18 protein-coding genes are annotated in these 16,053 nt (G+C 66.8%); 2 read left to right on the forward strand and 16 right to left on the reverse strand.

What is annotated here, in order from left to right:
• Positions 1-107 precede the first annotated feature (107 nt).
• From recA to rlmE, 11 genes are all read right to left on the reverse strand, one after another.
• Positions 108-1,145, reverse strand: coding sequence for a recombinase RecA (recA, locus tag E5790_RS01660; protein WP_005412937.1), 1,038 nt, complete (start codon positions 1,143-1,145; stop codon positions 108-110).
• A gap of 204 nt (positions 1,146-1,349) precedes the next feature.
• Entirely contained in the window at positions 1,350-1,985 is a 636-nt protein-coding gene (gene lexA, locus E5790_RS01665; RefSeq protein ID WP_032962190.1) for a transcriptional repressor LexA, read from the reverse strand.
• A gap of 222 nt (positions 1,986-2,207) precedes the next feature.
• Positions 2,208-3,890, reverse strand: coding sequence for a 2-polyprenylphenol 6-hydroxylase (ubiB, locus tag E5790_RS01670; RefSeq protein WP_032962195.1), 1,683 nt, complete (start codon positions 3,888-3,890; stop codon positions 2,208-2,210).
• Positions 3,891-3,924: 34 nt separating this feature from the next.
• Positions 3,925-4,419, reverse strand: a complete 495-nt coding sequence (locus E5790_RS01675) for a nicotinamide-nucleotide amidohydrolase family protein (RefSeq protein WP_005409020.1) — start codon at positions 4,417-4,419, stop codon at positions 3,925-3,927.
• Between the two features lie 119 nt (positions 4,420-4,538).
• Complete coding sequence (gene hflX / locus E5790_RS01680; protein WP_032962191.1) at positions 4,539-5,849, reverse strand: ribosome rescue GTPase HflX; 1,311 nt, start codon at positions 5,847-5,849, stop codon at positions 4,539-4,541.
• 14 nt (positions 5,850-5,863) lie between these two features.
• Positions 5,864-6,139, reverse strand: a complete 276-nt coding sequence (gene hfq / locus E5790_RS01685; protein ID WP_004152891.1) for an RNA chaperone Hfq — start codon at positions 6,137-6,139, stop codon at positions 5,864-5,866.
• A gap of 96 nt (positions 6,140-6,235) precedes the next feature.
• Positions 6,236-7,189 carry a tRNA (adenosine(37)-N6)-dimethylallyltransferase MiaA gene (gene miaA, locus E5790_RS01690; protein ID WP_014646715.1) on the reverse strand — a complete coding sequence of 318 codons (954 nt, stop codon included), beginning with the start codon at positions 7,187-7,189 and terminating at the stop codon, positions 6,236-6,238.
• Positions 7,189-8,085 (reverse strand): dihydropteroate synthase, encoded by an 897-nt coding sequence (gene folP / locus E5790_RS01695; RefSeq protein WP_049442300.1) that lies wholly within the window; start codon positions 8,083-8,085, stop codon positions 7,189-7,191. Before folP ends, miaA begins: the two co-directional genes overlap by 1 nt.
• Positions 8,086-8,554: 469 nt before the next feature.
• The gene (locus tag E5790_RS01700; protein ID WP_014646713.1) at positions 8,555-8,740 is read right to left on the reverse strand and encodes a hypothetical protein; all 186 of its coding nucleotides are present in this window, start codon (positions 8,738-8,740) and stop codon (positions 8,555-8,557) included.
• A 99-nt stretch (positions 8,741-8,839) separates the two neighbouring features.
• Positions 8,840-10,774 carry an ATP-dependent zinc metalloprotease FtsH gene (gene ftsH / locus E5790_RS01705; protein WP_005409015.1) on the reverse strand — a complete coding sequence of 645 codons (1,935 nt, stop codon included), beginning with the start codon at positions 10,772-10,774 and terminating at the stop codon, positions 8,840-8,842.
• Between the two features lie 69 nt (positions 10,775-10,843).
• Entirely contained in the window at positions 10,844-11,476 is a 633-nt protein-coding gene (rlmE, locus tag E5790_RS01710) for a 23S rRNA (uridine(2552)-2'-O)-methyltransferase RlmE (protein ID WP_005409014.1), read from the reverse strand.
• A 65-nt stretch (positions 11,477-11,541) separates the two neighbouring features.
• Between rlmE and yhbY the strand changes: the two genes are divergently transcribed.
• A complete protein-coding gene (gene yhbY, locus E5790_RS01715) occupies positions 11,542-11,847 on the forward strand; it encodes a ribosome assembly RNA-binding protein YhbY (protein WP_111205684.1) in 306 nt (101 codons plus the stop codon).
• 13 nt (positions 11,848-11,860) lie between these two features.
• Positions 11,861-12,235, forward strand: coding sequence for an Mth938-like domain-containing protein (locus E5790_RS01720; RefSeq protein WP_111205683.1), 375 nt, complete (start codon positions 11,861-11,863; stop codon positions 12,233-12,235).
• A gap of 27 nt (positions 12,236-12,262) precedes the next feature.
• Here E5790_RS01720 and E5790_RS01725 read toward each other — a convergent pair whose 3' ends face one another.
• From E5790_RS01725 to surE, 5 genes are all read right to left on the reverse strand, one after another.
• Positions 12,263-12,751 carry a hypothetical protein gene (locus tag E5790_RS01725; protein ID WP_046429909.1) on the reverse strand — a complete coding sequence of 163 codons (489 nt, stop codon included), beginning with the start codon at positions 12,749-12,751 and terminating at the stop codon, positions 12,263-12,265.
• 337 nt (positions 12,752-13,088) lie between these two features.
• Positions 13,089-13,874, reverse strand: a complete 786-nt coding sequence (locus E5790_RS01730) for a peptidoglycan DD-metalloendopeptidase family protein (protein WP_046429908.1) — start codon at positions 13,872-13,874, stop codon at positions 13,089-13,091.
• The gene (locus E5790_RS01735; RefSeq protein ID WP_014646707.1) at positions 13,871-14,485 is read right to left on the reverse strand and encodes a YqaA family protein; all 615 of its coding nucleotides are present in this window, start codon (positions 14,483-14,485) and stop codon (positions 13,871-13,873) included. The genes E5790_RS01730 and E5790_RS01735 overlap by 4 nt, the downstream gene beginning before the upstream one ends.
• An 18-nt stretch (positions 14,486-14,503) precedes the next feature.
• A complete protein-coding gene (locus E5790_RS01740; protein ID WP_014646706.1) occupies positions 14,504-15,181 on the reverse strand; it encodes a protein-L-isoaspartate(D-aspartate) O-methyltransferase in 678 nt (225 codons plus the stop codon).
• Complete coding sequence (gene surE / locus E5790_RS01745) at positions 15,178-15,957, reverse strand: 5'/3'-nucleotidase SurE (RefSeq protein ID WP_032959183.1); 780 nt, start codon at positions 15,955-15,957, stop codon at positions 15,178-15,180. Before surE ends, E5790_RS01740 begins: the two co-directional genes overlap by 4 nt.
• Positions 15,958-16,053 lie beyond the last annotated feature (96 nt).

Genomic DNA, 16,053 nt, shown 5'->3' on the forward strand with positions numbered 1-16,053 from the left:
TACTCCAAGGGTGGCGCCATCCGTGGCGCCCAGCCCATCCCTGGGCGATTCGAACCTGCGGGACAGGGCGACGTCACTGACGGCGCCACCCTGCCCCACAGCAAGCCTTATTCGTCTTCGCCTTCGTCGTCGCCTTCCTCGCGGGCCGCTTCGGCCGGCTGGAATTTCTCGCGCAGCTCGGCCTCGAGCTTGGCGGCGACAGTCGGGTTGTCGCGCAGGTAGCCGCGGGCGTTGTCCTTGCCCTGGCCAATGCGTTCTTCACCGTAGCTGTACCAGGCGCCAGCCTTCTCCACCAGCTTGGCATCCACACCCATGTCGATCAGCTCGCCTTCACGGCTGATGCCTTCGCCATACAGGATTTCGGTGATGACCTGCTTGAACGGAGGTGCCAGCTTGTTCTTGACGACCTTGATCTTGGTCTGGTTACCGATGATCTCGTCACCCTTCTTGATCGCGCCGATACGGCGGATGTCCAGGCGGACCGAGGCGTAGAACTTGAGCGCGTTGCCACCGGTGGTGGTTTCCGGGCTCTGGCCCGGCATCATCACGCCGATCTTCATGCGCAGCTGGTTGATGAAGATCACCAGGGTGTTGGAGCGCTTGATGTTGCCGGTCAGCTTGCGCAGCGCCTGGCTCATCAGGCGGGCCTGCAGGCCTGGCAGCTGGTCGCCCATCTCGCCTTCGATTTCGGCCTTCGGGGTCAGCGCGGCAACCGAGTCGATCACCAGGATGTCCACCGAACCCGAACGGACCAGCATGTCGGCGATTTCCAGCGCCTGCTCACCGGTGTCCGGCTGCGACAGCAGCAGGTCGTCCACGTTCACGCCCAGCTTGGCGGCGTAGATCGGGTCCAGCGCGTGCTCGGCGTCGATGAAGGCCGCGGTGCCGCCCATCTTCTGGCATTCGGCGATGGCCTGCAGGGTCAAGGTGGTCTTGCCCGAGGATTCCGGCCCGTAGATCTCAACGACACGGCCCTTTGGCAGACCACCAATGCCCAGCGCGATGTCGAGCATCAGCGAACCGGTCGGGATGGCTTCGACGGGCTCGACCACGCGGTCGCCCATGCGCATCACCGAGCCCTTGCCGAACTGCTTTTCGATCTGGCCCAGAGCTGCAGCGAGGGCGCGCTTCTTGTTCTCGTCCATCGGATTGGTCCTTGCAGAGGTCGTGTCGTTGGAGGTGCTGTCTTTGGGGGTCTTCTTTGCCATGGGCTCACTTTAAGTCGGACGTATCGCACAGGCTGAGATTCTGCCCGGCGCTCTGAAAAGAATTATCGGACATCCGTACCAACCTCAGTGGAACCAGAGAATCGCCACAAAAGACCGCGGGGTAATGCGCTACGGAACGGGTCAACGGTTGGGCCGCAACAGGCCGCAATAGAGGCCCTCGATCGCGAAGTCCTGATCCGGCAGCACCTCGATCGGCTTGTAGTCGGGATTGCGCGGCAGCAGGCGGATGCGATCCTTGGCGATCTTCAGCAGCTTGACCGTGATCTCGTCATCGATGCGGGCCACCACGATCTGCCCGGAATGGGCGTCGCGGGTGCGGTGCACGCCGATCAGGTCACCGTCGAAGATGCCCTCATCGATCATCGAGTCGCCCTGCACCTTCAGCAGGTAGTCCGGCGCCGGCGAGAAGAACACCCGGTCCAGCACCACGAAATCGTCCGAGCCGATGTCGGCACCGATCGGCAGGCCGGCCGCAACCCGGCCCAGCACCGGCAGCCGCAGCACGCTGTCGGCCAGGCCCGGCTCGGCCAGCTTCTCGACCGGCGGTGCCTGCACCAGGCGGATGCCGCGGGCCTGACCCGGGATGCGACGGATCGCGCCGGCCTGCTCCAGGGCTTCCAGGTGGTACTGGGCCGCGCGCACGCCCTTGAAGCCGAATGCGCGTGCGATTTCAGTCTGCGACGGCGGTGCGCCTTCGCTCTCGATACGCTCGGCGATCAACTGCAGGATCGCCTGCTGGGTGTCGGTCAGGTCCATGGTTAGTAGTATTACTACTAATATGCGCGACTGCAAGTGCCGGGGCGATCGGGGTGGTGCGGGCTTGTTGGGCCGAGGCATGCTCGGCAAGCGCGCGAACGCCCGGCCGGCGGGCAAAAGCAAAAGCAAAAGCAAAAGCGAATGCAGCCGACTGGCAGTCGGCGCTACAGGAATCGCTGTGCGATTCCGCGGTTCCCGCTGGGAACCGCTGCGGCAAGCACACTAGGTGTGCTTGCCGCTTCTCCATATCGAAACCAGGATCCATACGCCGCAGAAGCCGGCGCCGATGAATCCGCACACGCCCAGCGCCAGCAACCAGCGGCTGGAAACCCCGCCGACGCTGTGCATCACGATCGACGAGCCGATGATCAGCGCGGCCGTGATCACGCCCACCACCAGTCGGTTCGCGGCCCGGTTCACCTGCTCGCCAAAGCCCTGCAGCGCGGTGGTCTCCACCTTCAGCTGGAGGCGCCCACGGCGCGCTGCCTGGACCAGCTTGCGCAGGTCGCGCGGCAACTCGCCGGCGAAGTCGACCAGGCCCAACAGGCTGCGCCGGCCGCGCTTGAGCAGCGCCCTGGGCGCATAACGCTGCAGCACCACACGCTCCAGGAACGGGCGGGCGGCGCTGGCCATGTCGAAATCCGGATCCAGCTGCCGGCCCATGCCTTCCAGGGTCAGGAAGGCCTTGATCATCAGTGCCAGGTCGGCCGGCAGGGTCAGGCTGTAGCTGCGCAGCAGCTGGGTGATGTCGCCCAGCATCAGGCCGATGCGCAGATCCTTCAGCGGCACGCCACGGTACTGGTCGACGAACTGGCTGATGTCGTGCTGCAGCCGGTTCTCGTCCACTTCCACGCCGCCGGCCCAGTCCAGCAGCACGTCCGCCACGCCCTGCGGGTCCTGCTCGACCAGGCCGTGCAGCAGTTGCGCGACCTGGAAGCGGCGCACTTCGGACAGCGCACCGACCATGCCGAAATCGATCACGCCGATGCGGCCGTCACGCAGGTAGATGATGTTGCCGGGGTGTGGATCGGCGTGGAAGCTGCCGTCCTCCAGCACCATCTTCAGCACGATGCCGGCACCACGCCGCGCCAGCTCGCGCCGGTCCAGGCCCGCCGCATCGACGCCAGCCAGATCGCGGCCGGGAATGCCGTCGACGAAGTCCTGCACGTTCAGGCTCTCGCAGGTCCACTGCCAGTGCACCTTCGGAATCAGTATGTCGTCGCGGCCGCTGAAGTTGCGCGCGATGCGTTCGGCATTGCGGCATTCGGCGGCAAAATCCAGCTCACGGCGCAGCGATACGGTGAACTGCTGCACGACCTCGGCCGGGCGATAGCGACGCAGGTCCGGCAACCGGGCCTCGACGATCTCGGCCAGCCGCGCCAGCAGCCGCAGGTCGGCCTCGACCACGTCGCGGATGCCGGGACGCCGCACCTTCAGCACCACCTCACGACCATCATGCAGCCGCGCGCGATGGGCCTGCGCCAGCGAGGCGGCGGCCATCGGGGTTTCGTCAAGGAAGGCGAATACCTCCGCCGGCGACGCGCCCAGGTCGGCTTCGAGCTGCCCGCGGATCTCGGCGTACGGCAGGGCCGGCACCGCGTTCTGCAGTTCGGACAGCTCGGCAATCCACTCCGGCGGCAACAGGTCGACGCGCGTTGCCAGCACCTGGCCAAGCTTGACGAAGGTCGGGCCAAGATCCTGCATCGCACTGCGCACGCGCACCGGTGCGGTCATCCGCAGCAGCTCCTGCCGGTCCTCGTTCCAGTGCAACAGGCGCCCTGCCCGCTCCAGCGTGCTGGCCAGGCCGATGCGCCGAACCACGTCGCCGAAGCCGTAGCGGATCAGGACAACGGCGATTTCCTGCAGTCGGCCCAGGTCACGGACCGTGCCCAGCGTTTCCCACATCATGCGTGCTCCGGACGGTTACCGGAGCAGCATGTCACAGCTGGGCGTCGATACCGCGCAATGCCGCCGCCACGGTTTGCCGGCGGATGGCTTCGCGGTCGCCATCGAACTGGAACAGCTCGGCGCGGGCGTAGCCACCGCGGCGCTTCCAGCCGATCCAGACACTGCCGACTGGCTTGTCCGGACTGCCACCGCCGGGGCCGGCGATACCGGTCACCGCCACGGCGATGCCGGCACCGGAATTGACCAGCGCACCGGACACCATCTCCAGAACGGTTTCGCGACTGACCGCGCCGAACTGTTCCAGCGTCTGCGCACGCACGCCCAGCAGGCGCTGCTTGGCTTCATAGCTGTAGACCACCATGCCGCAGTCGAAGAACGCCGAAGAACCGGCGATGTCGGTCATGCACTTGGCGATCCAGCCGCCACTGCAGCTTTCGGCCGTGACCAGCTGCAGCGAGGCCTGTTGCAGGCGCTGCCCAAGCGCGGCGGACTGGGCATTGAGATCGGCGTCGGTGGGGATGGACATCGGCATGACGGTGGGGTGAAGAACCCCGTTGTACCGCAGATGACAGCCGGATGTCGCGCCCCTCCGGCACGATTGCGTTGCCGGCCAGCGGCCGGCACCACCAGCCATGGGCCGCTAGCTCACCACTCCGGCAGTTTCTCCGGCAGCAGCGCCCGGATCGGCGCGCCATCGGCACCGGCGGCCAGCTTCTCGGCTTCGGCAATCGGCAGGTCCACCTGCAGCAGCCAGCCCTCTTCATCGGCCTGTTCGCTGCGGATCACTTCCAGCTGGTGCAGGCGCGCACGCAGGCGGCCGGCATCCGGCGGCAGGCGCAATTCACCGGTCACGTGCTGCAGGCCAAGGCGCTTGCCCAGCACTGCCTGCAGCAGCTCAAGGCCCTGCCCGTCACGCGCGGAAATCCAGACACGTTCACGACGCGACTCGTCGGGCACGCCATCCTGGCCATCGTGGCGGACGTCGGCACCGTCGATGCGGTCGATCTTGTTGAACACCAGCAGCTGCGGCAGGTCACCGGCACCGACCGCGGTCAGCACCTCGTCCACCTGGGCGATGCGCTCCTCGCGGTGCGGATCGGCGGCGTCGACCACATGCAGCAGGAAATCGGCCTCGCGTGCCTCGGACAGCGTCGAGCGGAACGCGGCGACCAGATCATGCGGCAGGTCGCGGACGAAACCGACGGTGTCGGCCAGCACCACGCTGCCGCCCGGGACCGCGATGCGGCGCACGGTCGGGTCCAGCGTGGCGAACAGCTGGTCGGCGGCATAGGCCTCGGCGCCGGTCATGGCGTTGAACAGGGTCGATTTGCCAGCGTTGGTGTAGCCCACCAGGGCCACGCGCGGCAGCTCGCTGCGCACGCGCGCACGGCGCATCTGGGTGCGCTGCACTTCAACCTTCTCCAGGCGCTTCTGCAGCTGCTCGACCCGCTTCTGCAACAGGCGGCGGTCGGTTTCCAGCTGGGTCTCACCCGGGCCACGCAGGCCGATCGAACCGCCGCGCTGGCGCTCCAGGTGGGTCCAGCCGCGAACCAATCGCGTGGCCAGGTGACGCAGCTGCGCCAGCTCGACCTGCAGCTTGCCCTCGTGGCTGTGTGCACGCTGGGCAAAGATGTCCAGGATCAGACCGGTGCGGTCGATCACCCGGCGCTCGAGGAAGCGTTCCAGGTTGCGCTCCTGACCCGGGCTCAGCGCATGGTTGACCAGGATCAGGTCGGCGCCACTGGCATCGGCCGCGGCCTTGATCTCGTCCAGCTTGCCGCTGCCGATCAGGGTTGACGGATTCGGACGGTCCAGGCGCGCGGTGATCGTCGCGGCGATGCTGGCCCCAGCCGAGCGGGCCAGATCACCGAACTCTTCCAGCACATCGTCTTCCAGCTTGCCGAAATGGGGCTGGATCAACAGGGCGTGTTCGCCCTTTTTCGAGCGGTCAAACATTCACCGCTCCGGTATTACTCGTCTGCTTCATCACCTGCCTGACCACCTTCACCCGACTGCACGTAACCACCGCCCGGACCGACCTTCACGTTGCGTGCCGGAACCACCGTGGAAATGGCGTGCTTGTAGACCATCTGACTGACCGTGTTGCGCAGCAGGACCACGAACTGGTCGAACGACTCGATCGTGCCCTGCAGCTTGATGCCGTTCACCAGGTACACCGAAACCGGCACGCGCTCGCGCCGCAGTGCGTTCAAGAAAGGATCCTGCAGCGATTGCCCCTTGGACATTGCACACTCCTGATTATTGTTCTTATTGGGTTGCCGACGGTTGCCACGGCCCCCGAGCCGCCCGCCGACCGATGATGTTACACGGCTGGCGGGGGTTCAGCGTGCGACGAAGGCCGACACCGCGCCGGCAAGGCGCTCCTGGTCGATATGGGGGTCGAACCAGCGCGCATCAAGCTCGCCGCGCAGCCACGTCAGCTGGCGCTTGGCCAGCTGGCGGGTGGCGAAGATCGCCTTGTCACGGAAACGGGCGGCATCACCCTCCCCGTCCAGGTACTCCCAGGCCTGGCGATAGCCGACCGCACGCACCGCCGGCAGGTCCAACGGGGCCTCCACGGCGGCCATTTCCGGCATCGCGCGCAGTGCCCGCACTTCGTCCAGGAAGCCCTGCGCCAGCATGGTGTCGAAGCGCGCCTCGATGCGCTGGTGCAGTACCGCGCGGTCACGCGGGGCCAGGATCAGCTTGAGGGTGCGCACCGGCAGCGGCGCCACGCCCGGACGGCGCTGCCATTCAGTGATGGGCGTGCCGGTCAGGCGATAGACCTCCAGTGCCCGCTGGATGCGTTGCGGGTCGGTGGCATGGATGCGTGCGGCGGCGGCCGGATCGACCTCGGCCAGCTCTGCGTGCAATGCCGCCCAGCCCCGCTCGGCCGCCTCGGTGCTGAGTGCTTCGCGCATCACCGGGTCGGCCTCCGGCATCGGCGACAGGCCCTGCAGCAGGGCCCGGAAGTACAGCCCCGTGCCACCTGCCAGGATCGGCGTTTTGCCGCGTGCCACGATGTCGGCCACGACCCGGCCGGCATCGGCGGCGAACTCGGCCGCCGAATAGGTCTGCCAGGGATCGCGCAGGTCCAGCAGATGGTGCGGCGCCTGTGCACGCTCGGCCGCATCAGGCTTGGCCGAGCCGATGTCCAGGTGGCGGTATACCAGCGCCGAATCGACGCTGACGATTTCGCCGTCCAGTTGCTGTGCCAAAGCGATTGCGGTGGCGGTCTTGCCACTGGCGGTCGGCCCCATCACGGCGATCGCCAGCGGCCGCCGATCGACGCCCATCAGTCTTCGTCCGGCCAGCGGATCGTCGGCGCAGCGTCGGCACGCGGCGTCGGCACGGCCTCCACTGCCTGCCAGATCTTCAGCGCATCGACGGTGGCCGCCACGTCATGCACGCGCACGATGCGCGCGCCACGTTGGACCGCGATCAGGTGCGCGGCCACCGAAGCCGCCACGCGTTCGGAGGGCGTGCCGCGGCCAGTGAGTTCTCCCAGGCTGCGCTTGCGTGACAGGCCGGCCAGCACCGGCACCCCCAGTTCCAGGAAGCGCTCCGAACGCGCCAGCAGGGTCATGTTGTGGGCGGTGCTCTTGCCGAAGCCAAAACCAAGGTCGATCAGCAGGTTCTTCTTCGCAATGCCCGCCATCTCGGCAGCGAACAGGCGCTGCACCAGGAAACCATGCACCTCGGCGACCACGTCGTCGTAGTGCGGATCGGCCTGCATGTGGCCCGGCTCGCCCTGCATGTGCATCAGCACCACCGGCACGCCGCTTTCGGCGGCAGCTTCAAGCGCACCGCCCTGGCGCAGGGCGAAGATGTCGTTGATCATGCCGGCGCCAGCGGCCACCGCCGCGCGCATCACCTCCGGCTTGAAGGTATCGATGCTGATCGGCACCCGGGTGCGGGCGGCCAGCTGCTCGATCACCGGAATCACCCGGCGCAGCTCCTCCTCGACCGATACCGGCGCAGCGCCCGGGCGGGTCGATTCGCCGCCGATATCGAGCAGGTCGGCGCCCTCCTCGACCAGCTTCAGGCCGTGGGCGACCGCAGCCTCGGTGGTGTCATGCGCGCCGCCATCGGAGAAGGAGTCCGGGGTGACGTTGACGATGCCCATGACCCGGGCACGGTCCAGGCGCAGGATGCGGCCGGCGCAATCGAGCTGGGGCGAGGTATCGAACATGGGCAATCCTGCAGGGACGACGGCGGGTAGTTTAGTTCGGCAGGGCGGCGCCCTGCACCCGCAGAGGCCCGGGCTACAGCAACAGCTGAAGCAACAGCCGAAGCAACAGCAGGTGTACTGAGGGATGGCGTGGGGTCAGATCCGTTTTCCTACGGAAAACGGATCTGACCCCGAATTGATTCGATATCTGACAGAGATTCATCCACGCATGGCGTGGATCTACCGTGTCGACCAAGGTCGACAACCACCAACAGCAGCAGGAATCTGTCAGAGGTGGGGCGGTGTCGGAGGGCGGGGTGTCAGCCGCATGGATGCGGCTGCCAAGCCCCCATGGATGGGTTCACGGCGTCCCCGCCCTCCGACACCGCCCCACCAAATCGCGGAATGCAGCTGTTGCTGTTGCTGCTGAGGTTGCCGGCCAGCGGCCGGCACTACCGCGGGTGCAGGGCGCAGCCCTGCCGCGGCGCCGTCAACGCCGCCGACGCTTGCGGTCCACGTACAGGGTTCTGGCGATGCTCAGCACGATGCCGACACCGATACCCACCACGCAGCCCAGCAGCAGGTTGTCGGCGCCCAGCCCTACGCCCACGCCGACCACGGTGGCGATGATCATTTCGGCGGTGTGGGAAATCGGTTCGGGCTTCGGGGCGGACATGCAGGCTCCAGCATCAGTTCGGTTCGGAAGGGGCCGAAGGCCCGGAAACGACAAGGCCGGGTTTCCCCGGCCTCGTCTGGTGTTACGTGCAGCGGGCCGTCAATGCGATTCGGCCGGGCCTGCGATCGGCGGCAGCGGGCGGGCGTCGCCGCCCTTGTCGTTGCCACCGTCCTTGTTCGACTTGCTCCAGCCCGCCGGCGGCGGCGGATCGCGGCCTTCCATGATGGCGTCGATCTGCGGTGCGTCGATGGTCTCGTACTGCAGCAGCAGCTGCGACATCGCATGCAGCTTGTCGATGTTCTCGGTCAACAGCTGGGTGGTGCGGGCATAGGCCTTGTCGAGGATGTTGCGCACTTCCTCGTCGATCCGGCGCGCCGTGTCGTTGGACACGCTCTTGTGCTGGGTGACCGAACGCCCCAGGAACACCTCGTCGTCCTCTTCGCCATAGGCGATCGGGCCGAGCTGCTCCGACAGGCCCCACTTGGTGACCATGTTGCGGGCCATCTTGGTTGCGCGCTCGATGTCGTTGGAGGCGCCGGTGGTGACCTTGTCCTCGCCGAAGATGAGCTCTTCGGCGACACGGCCGCCGTACAGGGAGCACAGCTGCGACTGGATCGCCACGCGGTTCATCGAGTACTTGTCGCCTTCCGGCAGGTACATCGTCACGCCCAGCGCACGGCCGCGCGGAATGATGGTGACCTTGTAGACCGGATCGTGCTCGGGCACCAGGCGGCCGACGATGGCGTGACCCGCTTCGTGGTACGCGGTCAGGGTCTTCTCGTCCTCGCTCATGGCCATCGAGCGGCGCTCGGCACCCATCAGGATCTTGTCGCGGGCACGGTCGAAGTGGTCCATGCGGACTTCCTTCTCGTTGCCGCGCGCGGCGAACAGGGCCGCCTCGTTGCAGAGGTTGGCCAGGTCGGCGCCGGAGAAGCCGGGGGTACCACGTGCGATCACCATCGGCTCGACATCGTCGGCCAGCGGCAGCTTGCGCATGTGGACCTTCAGGATGTGCTCGCGGCCCTTCACGTCCGGCAGGCCGACCACCACCTGGCGGTCGAAACGGCCCGGACGCAGCAGCGCCGGATCCAGCACGTCCGGACGGTTGGTCGCGGCGATCACGATCACGCCTTCGCCGCCTTCAAAACCGTCCATCTCGACCAGCAGCTGGTTCAGGGTCTGCTCGCGCTCGTCATGACCGCCGCCCAGGCCGGCGCCACGGTGGCGACCGACGGCATCGATTTCGTCGATGAAGATGATGCACGGGGCGTGCTTCTTGGCCTGCTCGAACATGTCACGCACGCGGCTGGCGCCCACGCCGACGAACATTTCCACGAAGTCCGAACCGGAGATCGAGAAGAACGGCACCTTGGCTTCGCCGGCAATGGCCTTGGCCAGCAGCGTCTTGCCGGTACCCGGCGGGCCCACCATCAGCACGCCGCGCGGAATCTTGCCGCCCAGCTTGGTGAACTTGGACGGGTCGCGCAGGAAGTCGACCAGCTCGCCCACTTCTTCCTTGGCCTCGTCGCAGCCGGCGACGTCGGCGAAGGTGACCTTGATCTGGTCCTCGCCCTGCAGCTTGGCGCGCGACTTGCCGAAGGACATCGCGCCCTTGGCACCGCCGCCACCGCCCTGCATCTGGCGCATGATGAACAACCAGAAGCCGATGATCAGGATGACCGGCAGGAAATTCATCAGGATCGCGCCCAGGGAGATGCCGCTGGACGGCTCCTCCTGCACGATCTCCACGTTCTTGGTGCGCAGCACGTTGATCAGGTCACGATCGAACGGCGCGGTGATGGTGGACGACTGCCCACCGCGGGTGGTGTAGGTCAGCTGGCTGGTGCCGCCGCGCATGTCGCCGCCGAAGGCGACCTTCTGCACGTTGCCGCTGTCCACCTGGTCCAGGAACTGCGAGTACGACGCGCCCTGCGCGCCGGCCCCGGAGGACTTCGGCGAGAAGCTCTGGAAGACCACCATCAGCACGACGGCGACGACCACCCATAGCAGGAGGTTCTTGGTCAAGTCGTTCATCCTCATTGGCTCCGGTGTTCCTCTCAGTGCTGGCGTTGCGTTGGGGTCGAACTTGCGTACGTTGCGAGCTTACTTCATGTGGGCGCGTTTTCCCTGACCCAAGGCATACACCTCGGGAGAGCGCTTGCGCGACGCCTCCGGCTTGCGGATGGAGACCTTGTCGTAACGGCGGCGCATATCGCGCACGTAGTCGTCAAAGCCCTCACCTTGGAACAGCTTGATCAGGAACGCCCCACCGGTCTTCAGGTGGTTGTCGGCAAAATCCAAGGCCAGCTCCGCCAGGTGCATCATCCGCGGCTGGTCGACCGCGCCTACACCACTCTTATTGGGGGCCATGTCCGACAGCACAAGGTCTACCGGCTGATCCCCGAGCATGGCTTCAAACTGCGATAGGACGGCTTCTTCCCTGAAGTCACCATGAAGGAACTCCACGCCGGCCAGCGGCGGCATGTCCAGGATGTCCAGCGCCAGCACGCGACCGGTGTCGCCGATCTGTCTCCGGACCTGCTGAGACCAGCCACCGGGGGCCGCGCCAAGGTCGACCACCACCATGTGCGGCTTCAGCAGGCGGTCACGTTCGAGCAGCTCCTCGAGCTTGTAGGCGGCGCGCGAGCGCATGCCCTCGGCCTGCGCCTTCTTCACGAAGGGGTCGGAGAAGTGTTCCTTGAGCCAGCGCTGGCTGCTTTTGCTGCGGGTAGCCATTGAAAATAGGGGCTGATGGGGTCCTCATGATACCCTGATCGTCCCATTCAACCGTGTTTTCCTGCATGTCCATCGCCCTGACCGCCTCCCAGACCCGTTTCCTGCGCGGCCAAGCCCACGACCTGAAGGCCCTGCTGCAGACCGGCGGCAAGGGTGTGACCCCAGCCTTCATCGCGGAGCTGAACGAAGTGCTGGAGCGCCACGAACTGGTCAAGGTGAAGGTCGCCGCAGAGGATCGCGACGCCCGTGATGAGATGATCGGCGAGATCGTCGAAGCCACCGAAAGCGCGCTGGTGCAGCGCATCGGCCACGTCGCCGTGCTGTACCGCCCGAGCAAGGAACAGCGCCAGATCGTGCTGCCGCGCGGCTGATCGCCCTACCGTCATGCAGCTGAACCACGAACCGCCGGATTACGCCTACAGCCTGCGTGCCGCAGATGGCCGCTCGGCCAAGGTGAATGAGCAGGTGCTGGGCGGCAGTTTCTTCCTCACCCCGGACCAACTGGTCACGCACTGGCCGGTGGCAAGTGCCGCCGCGCTGCAGTTGGCGGACCTGGAGCCGATCCTGGCGCTGAATCCGGCGCTGATCGTGCTCGGCACGGGAGACCGTCAGGTATTCCCGCCCGCGGTGGTGATGGCCGCCTGTCTGTCGCGTGGCATCGGCCTGGAGGTGATGAACAATCCGGCCGCCGCGCGCACCTTCAACATTCTGGCCGGCGAAGGCCGCAAGGTCGCGGCCGCCTTCATCCTGGAAGGCTGAGTTCGAGCCGCCGGGTGCGCCCTGGCACTAGCTGCCCGAAGGTGTGCAGCGGAACGCGGAGAACGCCTGTAGCCGACCGATCAGGTTGCCACCCTGCCCCCAGCGGATATCCATGACCTTCCAGTCCGGGCCCTGCCGCTGCAGCAGGACCCGGTCGGTCCAGCGATAGTCGCCCACGGCCATGTCGACATGGACCCAGGTGGCGTCACCGCTCGATCCTGGCGCTCCCACCGTTATCGTCTCCGGCCGGTCCGGCGCCAACAGATACGGGCTCTGGTCGAGCATGTGCGGCTTCTCGTCGGGCGCGGCCAGTGCGGTGCAGGCCTGTTCATATGCACGCTGCGCATCGATGGCTGAGCGGAGGGCATCACCCAGCAGCGGAGCAATCGCCGTTTCGTTCGACTGCGGCGCCTGGATGGCGTCGTAGAGGCGGGTGACCACGTCACGTGGATCGCTGGCGGCGGTCGCCAACGGCGCGACGATGAGCAGCGCGAAAAGGGCTGTTGGGCGAGACATGCGGCACCGGATCGGGAGGCTGGTTCCGTTGAAGCATGCCGCTTCCCTGGCTTGTCGGGAAGCTTGAGATGTGCCACTCAAGGTCGCAAACGGCCACCCACGGCGGCCAGCGTACAGTGAGTCGAGCACGGCTCGACGCTACAGGTCGGGAACGCCGAGCATTGCCCGGCGCCACCCGTCCCACTACCTCAACGCGCCGGCAGGTACTGCTGCGGGTCGACCGGCTTGCCGTTGTAGCGGGTGAGCCGGCGGTGTTTGCGGCCCATGGGCCGCACCGTCGGCGAACGCCCGGCGCGCTGCGCCGGGCCGGGGATCCGCCCGGATTATGAATCGACGATCAGCGCGCCGGCAGGTACTGCTGCGGGTCGACCGGCTTGCCGTTGTAGCGGATCTCGAAGTGGACCATGTCGCGGTTCGCACCGGTGCGGCCCATCTCGGCGATCTGCTCACCGGCCTTCACGCTCTGCCCTTCATTCACCAGGCGCTTGCGGTTGTGGCCATAGGCCGACAGCCACTGGTCGCTGTGCTTGATGATGATCAGCTCGCCGTAGCCGACCAGGCCGGCGCCGGAGTACACCACCACACCGTTGGCGGTGGCCTTGACCGGCTGGCCGCTGGTACCGGCGATGTCCACGCCCTGCTTGGTCGCATCGCCGGCAACGTAGCGGCCGACGATCGCGCCATCGGCCGGCCAGCGCCAGGCGATGTTGCTCTTCACCGGACCGGCCGGCGCCGGAGTTGGCGCCGTGCTGCCGGCGCTGCTGCCACCCGGGCGCGGCGCGGTGACCACCGTGGTCGGCGCGCGGCCGCCGCTGGCACCGGCCGGATACAGCCGGATCACCTGCCCCGGATGGATGGTCGAGGGGTTGTCCAGGCTGTTCCAGGCAATCAGGTCGGCCGGGGTGATGTCATGGATGCGGGCCAGCGCATAGATGGTGTCGCCCTTGCGCACCACCACGGTCTGCCCGGGCTTGGGCACCGAGGTCTTCGGCGTGGTCACACCACCACCGGTGCTGCCACCACCAGGACGAACCACAGTGGCGGTGCCGCAGGCGGCCAGGGTGGAAACCAGCAACGCCAGCGCGCCGATGCGCACTCCCTTGCTCAGACGATCAGGACTCATGCGAACTTCGACCTCCATACAAGCCAGGCGATCAGCACCACCACCAACGCGGTGGCGATCCAGCCCAGCGGTTCAATCCAGCGACGCAGTGCCGCTTCAGCACGCGCACCACCGATACGGATGACCGCAGCCAGCACGAACACGCGCTTGCCGCGACCGATCAGCATGCTCAACAGGTACTGCGGCATCGGTACGCCGACGATACCCGATGCCCACGTGAAGACCTTCATCGGGATGGGCATGAAGCCGCCCAGCACCAGGAAGGTGAACACCGCCCACGGCGATTCGGCCATCTTCGCCTGCACGGTGGTGATGCCCTGCTCGATCGCCGGCAGCATGCCCAGCACTTCAAACAGCGGCTTGATCGCCTCGAAAGCGTAGTGACCCAGCGCGTAGCCGACCAGCGCACCGACCATCGAGCCGGCCAGGCTGAGGGTGGCAAACCACCAGCCGCGCTTGGGCTGGGCCACGCACATCGGCGCCAGCATCACCTCCGGCATCACCGGGAAGATGATCGCCTCGAAGAAGCTCAACACCGTCAGATAGGTCGGCGCGCGTTCGTGCGCCGCCCACTTCATCGCCCGCTCGTACAGCGGCCCGAAAATCTTCATGCAACCCTGCTCCGTGGATTAGTCGAGCATGCCAGACAGCAGCGGCACGAACGTGACCGGCGCCAGCACGTGTTGTTCGATGCTGCCGTCGGCCTTGCGGTCCAGCTGTACCAGCGACTGCGCCCCAGGGCCACCGACCGGCGCCACCAGGCGGCCGCCTTCGGCCAGCTGCTCGATCAGGGCGTCGACCAGTGCCGGCGCCGCCGCAGTGACCACGATGGCATCGAACGGGCCGTGCTCGGCCCAGCCGACGCGGCCGTCGTCGTGCTTGGTGCGGATGTTCATGCCCAGCGCACGGAAGCGCTTGCGGGCCTGGCGCAGCAGATCACCAATGCGCTCCACGGTGTAGACCTCCAGGCCCAACGCGCCAAGGATGGCGGCCTGGTAACCGGAACCGGTGCCGACTTCCAGCACCCGCTTCGGCGAGACCTGCAGCACTGCCTCGGTCATCCGCGCAACCACCCAGGGCTGCGAGATGGTCTGGCCATGGCCGATCGGCAGCGCGGTGTCTTCATAGGCACGCGAGGCCAGGGCTTCATCGATGAACAGATGGCGCGGCACCACCCGGATCGCGTTCAAGGTCGGCTCGTCGACGATGCCGGCTTCGCGCAGGCGGTCGACCAGGCGGTCACGCACGCGCTGCGAGGTCATGCCGATACCGACGGCTTCCGGCTGCAATCGCAGGCGTGGGCTCATGCCGGCTGGTCCAGCGCGGCGCTGAGGCCGCCGACCCAGCTGGCGACCTTCTCCAGCGCCTGGTAGCGGGTGAGGTCGACCTGGATCGGGGTGATCGAGATGTGGCCGGTGCGCACCGCGTGGAAATCGGTACCGGGACCGGAATCCTGCTCACGGCCGGCAGGGCCGATCCAGTACACCTCGTTGCCGCGCGGATCCTTCTGCGCGATGCAGCCTTCGGCACGATGGCGGTTGCCGAGGCGGGTGACCTCGAAGCCCTTGACCTCGCTCCACGGCAGGTCCGGCACGTTGACGTTGAGGATGGTGTCGGCCGGCAGCGGATCGGCCTTGAGCCGGGCGACAATCTCCACCGCAGCACGCGCGGCGGTCTCGAAGTGCTTCGGATCGTGGTTGCGGCTGACCAGCGAGACCGCCACCGCCGGCAGGCCGAGGAAGCGACCTTCCATCGCCGCCGAGACGGTGCCGGAATAGATCACGTCGTCGCCGAGATTGGCGGCGTTGTTGATGCCGGACACGACAATGTCAGGCTCGAATTCAAGCAGGCCGGTCAGCGCCAGGTGCACGCAGTCGGTGGGTGTACCGGCCACCGAAACGGTGTAATGGTCGATGCGCTTGAGCCGGATCGGCAGGTCCAGGGTCAGCGAGTTGCTGGCGCCGGAGCGATCGCGGTCGGGCGCAACCACCGTGACTTCGTGACCGGCCTCGCGCAGGACCGCGGCAAGCATCCGGATGCCTGCGGCGTCGACACCATCGTCATTGCTGACCAGGATTCGCATCTTCGATTTAACCGCTTGATTTTCCAAGAATTCGATTCCATCACCGTGCAGTGTGGGCGGGACCGTCGCGCTCCCCTGCGGAAGCGGTCGACCCTG

Origin of the sequence: Stenotrophomonas sp. PAMC25021, from assembly GCF_004795795.1 — a bacterium.
Taxonomy (GTDB): Bacteria; Pseudomonadota; Gammaproteobacteria; order Xanthomonadales; family Xanthomonadaceae; genus Stenotrophomonas; species Stenotrophomonas muris.

What these genes read in the sequence shown, in the direction of transcription:
- E5790_RS01730 (WP_046429908.1), bottom strand. Translation starts at nt 13,874, where the DNA reads ATGAGTCCTGATCGTCTGAGCAAGGGAGTGCGCATCGGCGCGCTGGCG.
- E5790_RS01720 (WP_111205683.1), top strand. Translation starts at nt 11,861, where the DNA reads ATGCAGCTGAACCACGAACCGCCGGATTACGCCTACAGCCTGCGTGCC.
- ftsH (WP_005409015.1), bottom strand. Translation starts at nt 10,774, where the DNA reads ATGAACGACTTGACCAAGAACCTCCTGCTATGGGTGGTCGTCGCCGTC.
- lexA (WP_032962190.1), bottom strand. Translation starts at nt 1,985, where the DNA reads ATGGACCTGACCGACACCCAGCAGGCGATCCTGCAGTTGATCGCCGAG.
- hflX (WP_032962191.1), bottom strand. Translation starts at nt 5,849, where the DNA reads ATGTTTGACCGCTCGAAAAAGGGCGAACACGCCCTGTTGATCCAGCCC.
- rlmE (WP_005409014.1), bottom strand. Translation starts at nt 11,476, where the DNA reads ATGGCTACCCGCAGCAAAAGCAGCCAGCGCTGGCTCAAGGAACACTTC.
- E5790_RS01725 (WP_046429909.1), bottom strand. Translation starts at nt 12,751, where the DNA reads ATGTCTCGCCCAACAGCCCTTTTCGCGCTGCTCATCGTCGCGCCGTTG.
- recA (WP_005412937.1), bottom strand. Translation starts at nt 1,145, where the DNA reads ATGGACGAGAACAAGAAGCGCGCCCTCGCTGCAGCTCTGGGCCAGATC.
- folP (WP_049442300.1), bottom strand. Translation starts at nt 8,085, where the DNA reads ATGTTCGATACCTCGCCCCAGCTCGATTGCGCCGGCCGCATCCTGCGC.
- yhbY (WP_111205684.1), top strand. Translation starts at nt 11,542, where the DNA reads ATGTCCATCGCCCTGACCGCCTCCCAGACCCGTTTCCTGCGCGGCCAA.
- surE (WP_032959183.1), bottom strand. Translation starts at nt 15,957, where the DNA reads ATGCGAATCCTGGTCAGCAATGACGATGGTGTCGACGCCGCAGGCATC.
- E5790_RS01700 (WP_014646713.1), bottom strand. Translation starts at nt 8,740, where the DNA reads ATGTCCGCCCCGAAGCCCGAACCGATTTCCCACACCGCCGAAATGATC.
- E5790_RS01675 (WP_005409020.1), bottom strand. Translation starts at nt 4,419, where the DNA reads ATGTCCATCCCCACCGACGCCGATCTCAATGCCCAGTCCGCCGCGCTT.
- E5790_RS01735 (WP_014646707.1), bottom strand. Translation starts at nt 14,485, where the DNA reads ATGAAGATTTTCGGGCCGCTGTACGAGCGGGCGATGAAGTGGGCGGCG.
- hfq (WP_004152891.1), bottom strand. Translation starts at nt 6,139, where the DNA reads ATGTCCAAGGGGCAATCGCTGCAGGATCCTTTCTTGAACGCACTGCGG.
- ubiB (WP_032962195.1), bottom strand. Translation starts at nt 3,890, where the DNA reads ATGTGGGAAACGCTGGGCACGGTCCGTGACCTGGGCCGACTGCAGGAA.
- miaA (WP_014646715.1), bottom strand. Translation starts at nt 7,189, where the DNA reads ATGGGCGTCGATCGGCGGCCGCTGGCGATCGCCGTGATGGGGCCGACC.
- E5790_RS01740 (WP_014646706.1), bottom strand. Translation starts at nt 15,181, where the DNA reads ATGAGCCCACGCCTGCGATTGCAGCCGGAAGCCGTCGGTATCGGCATG.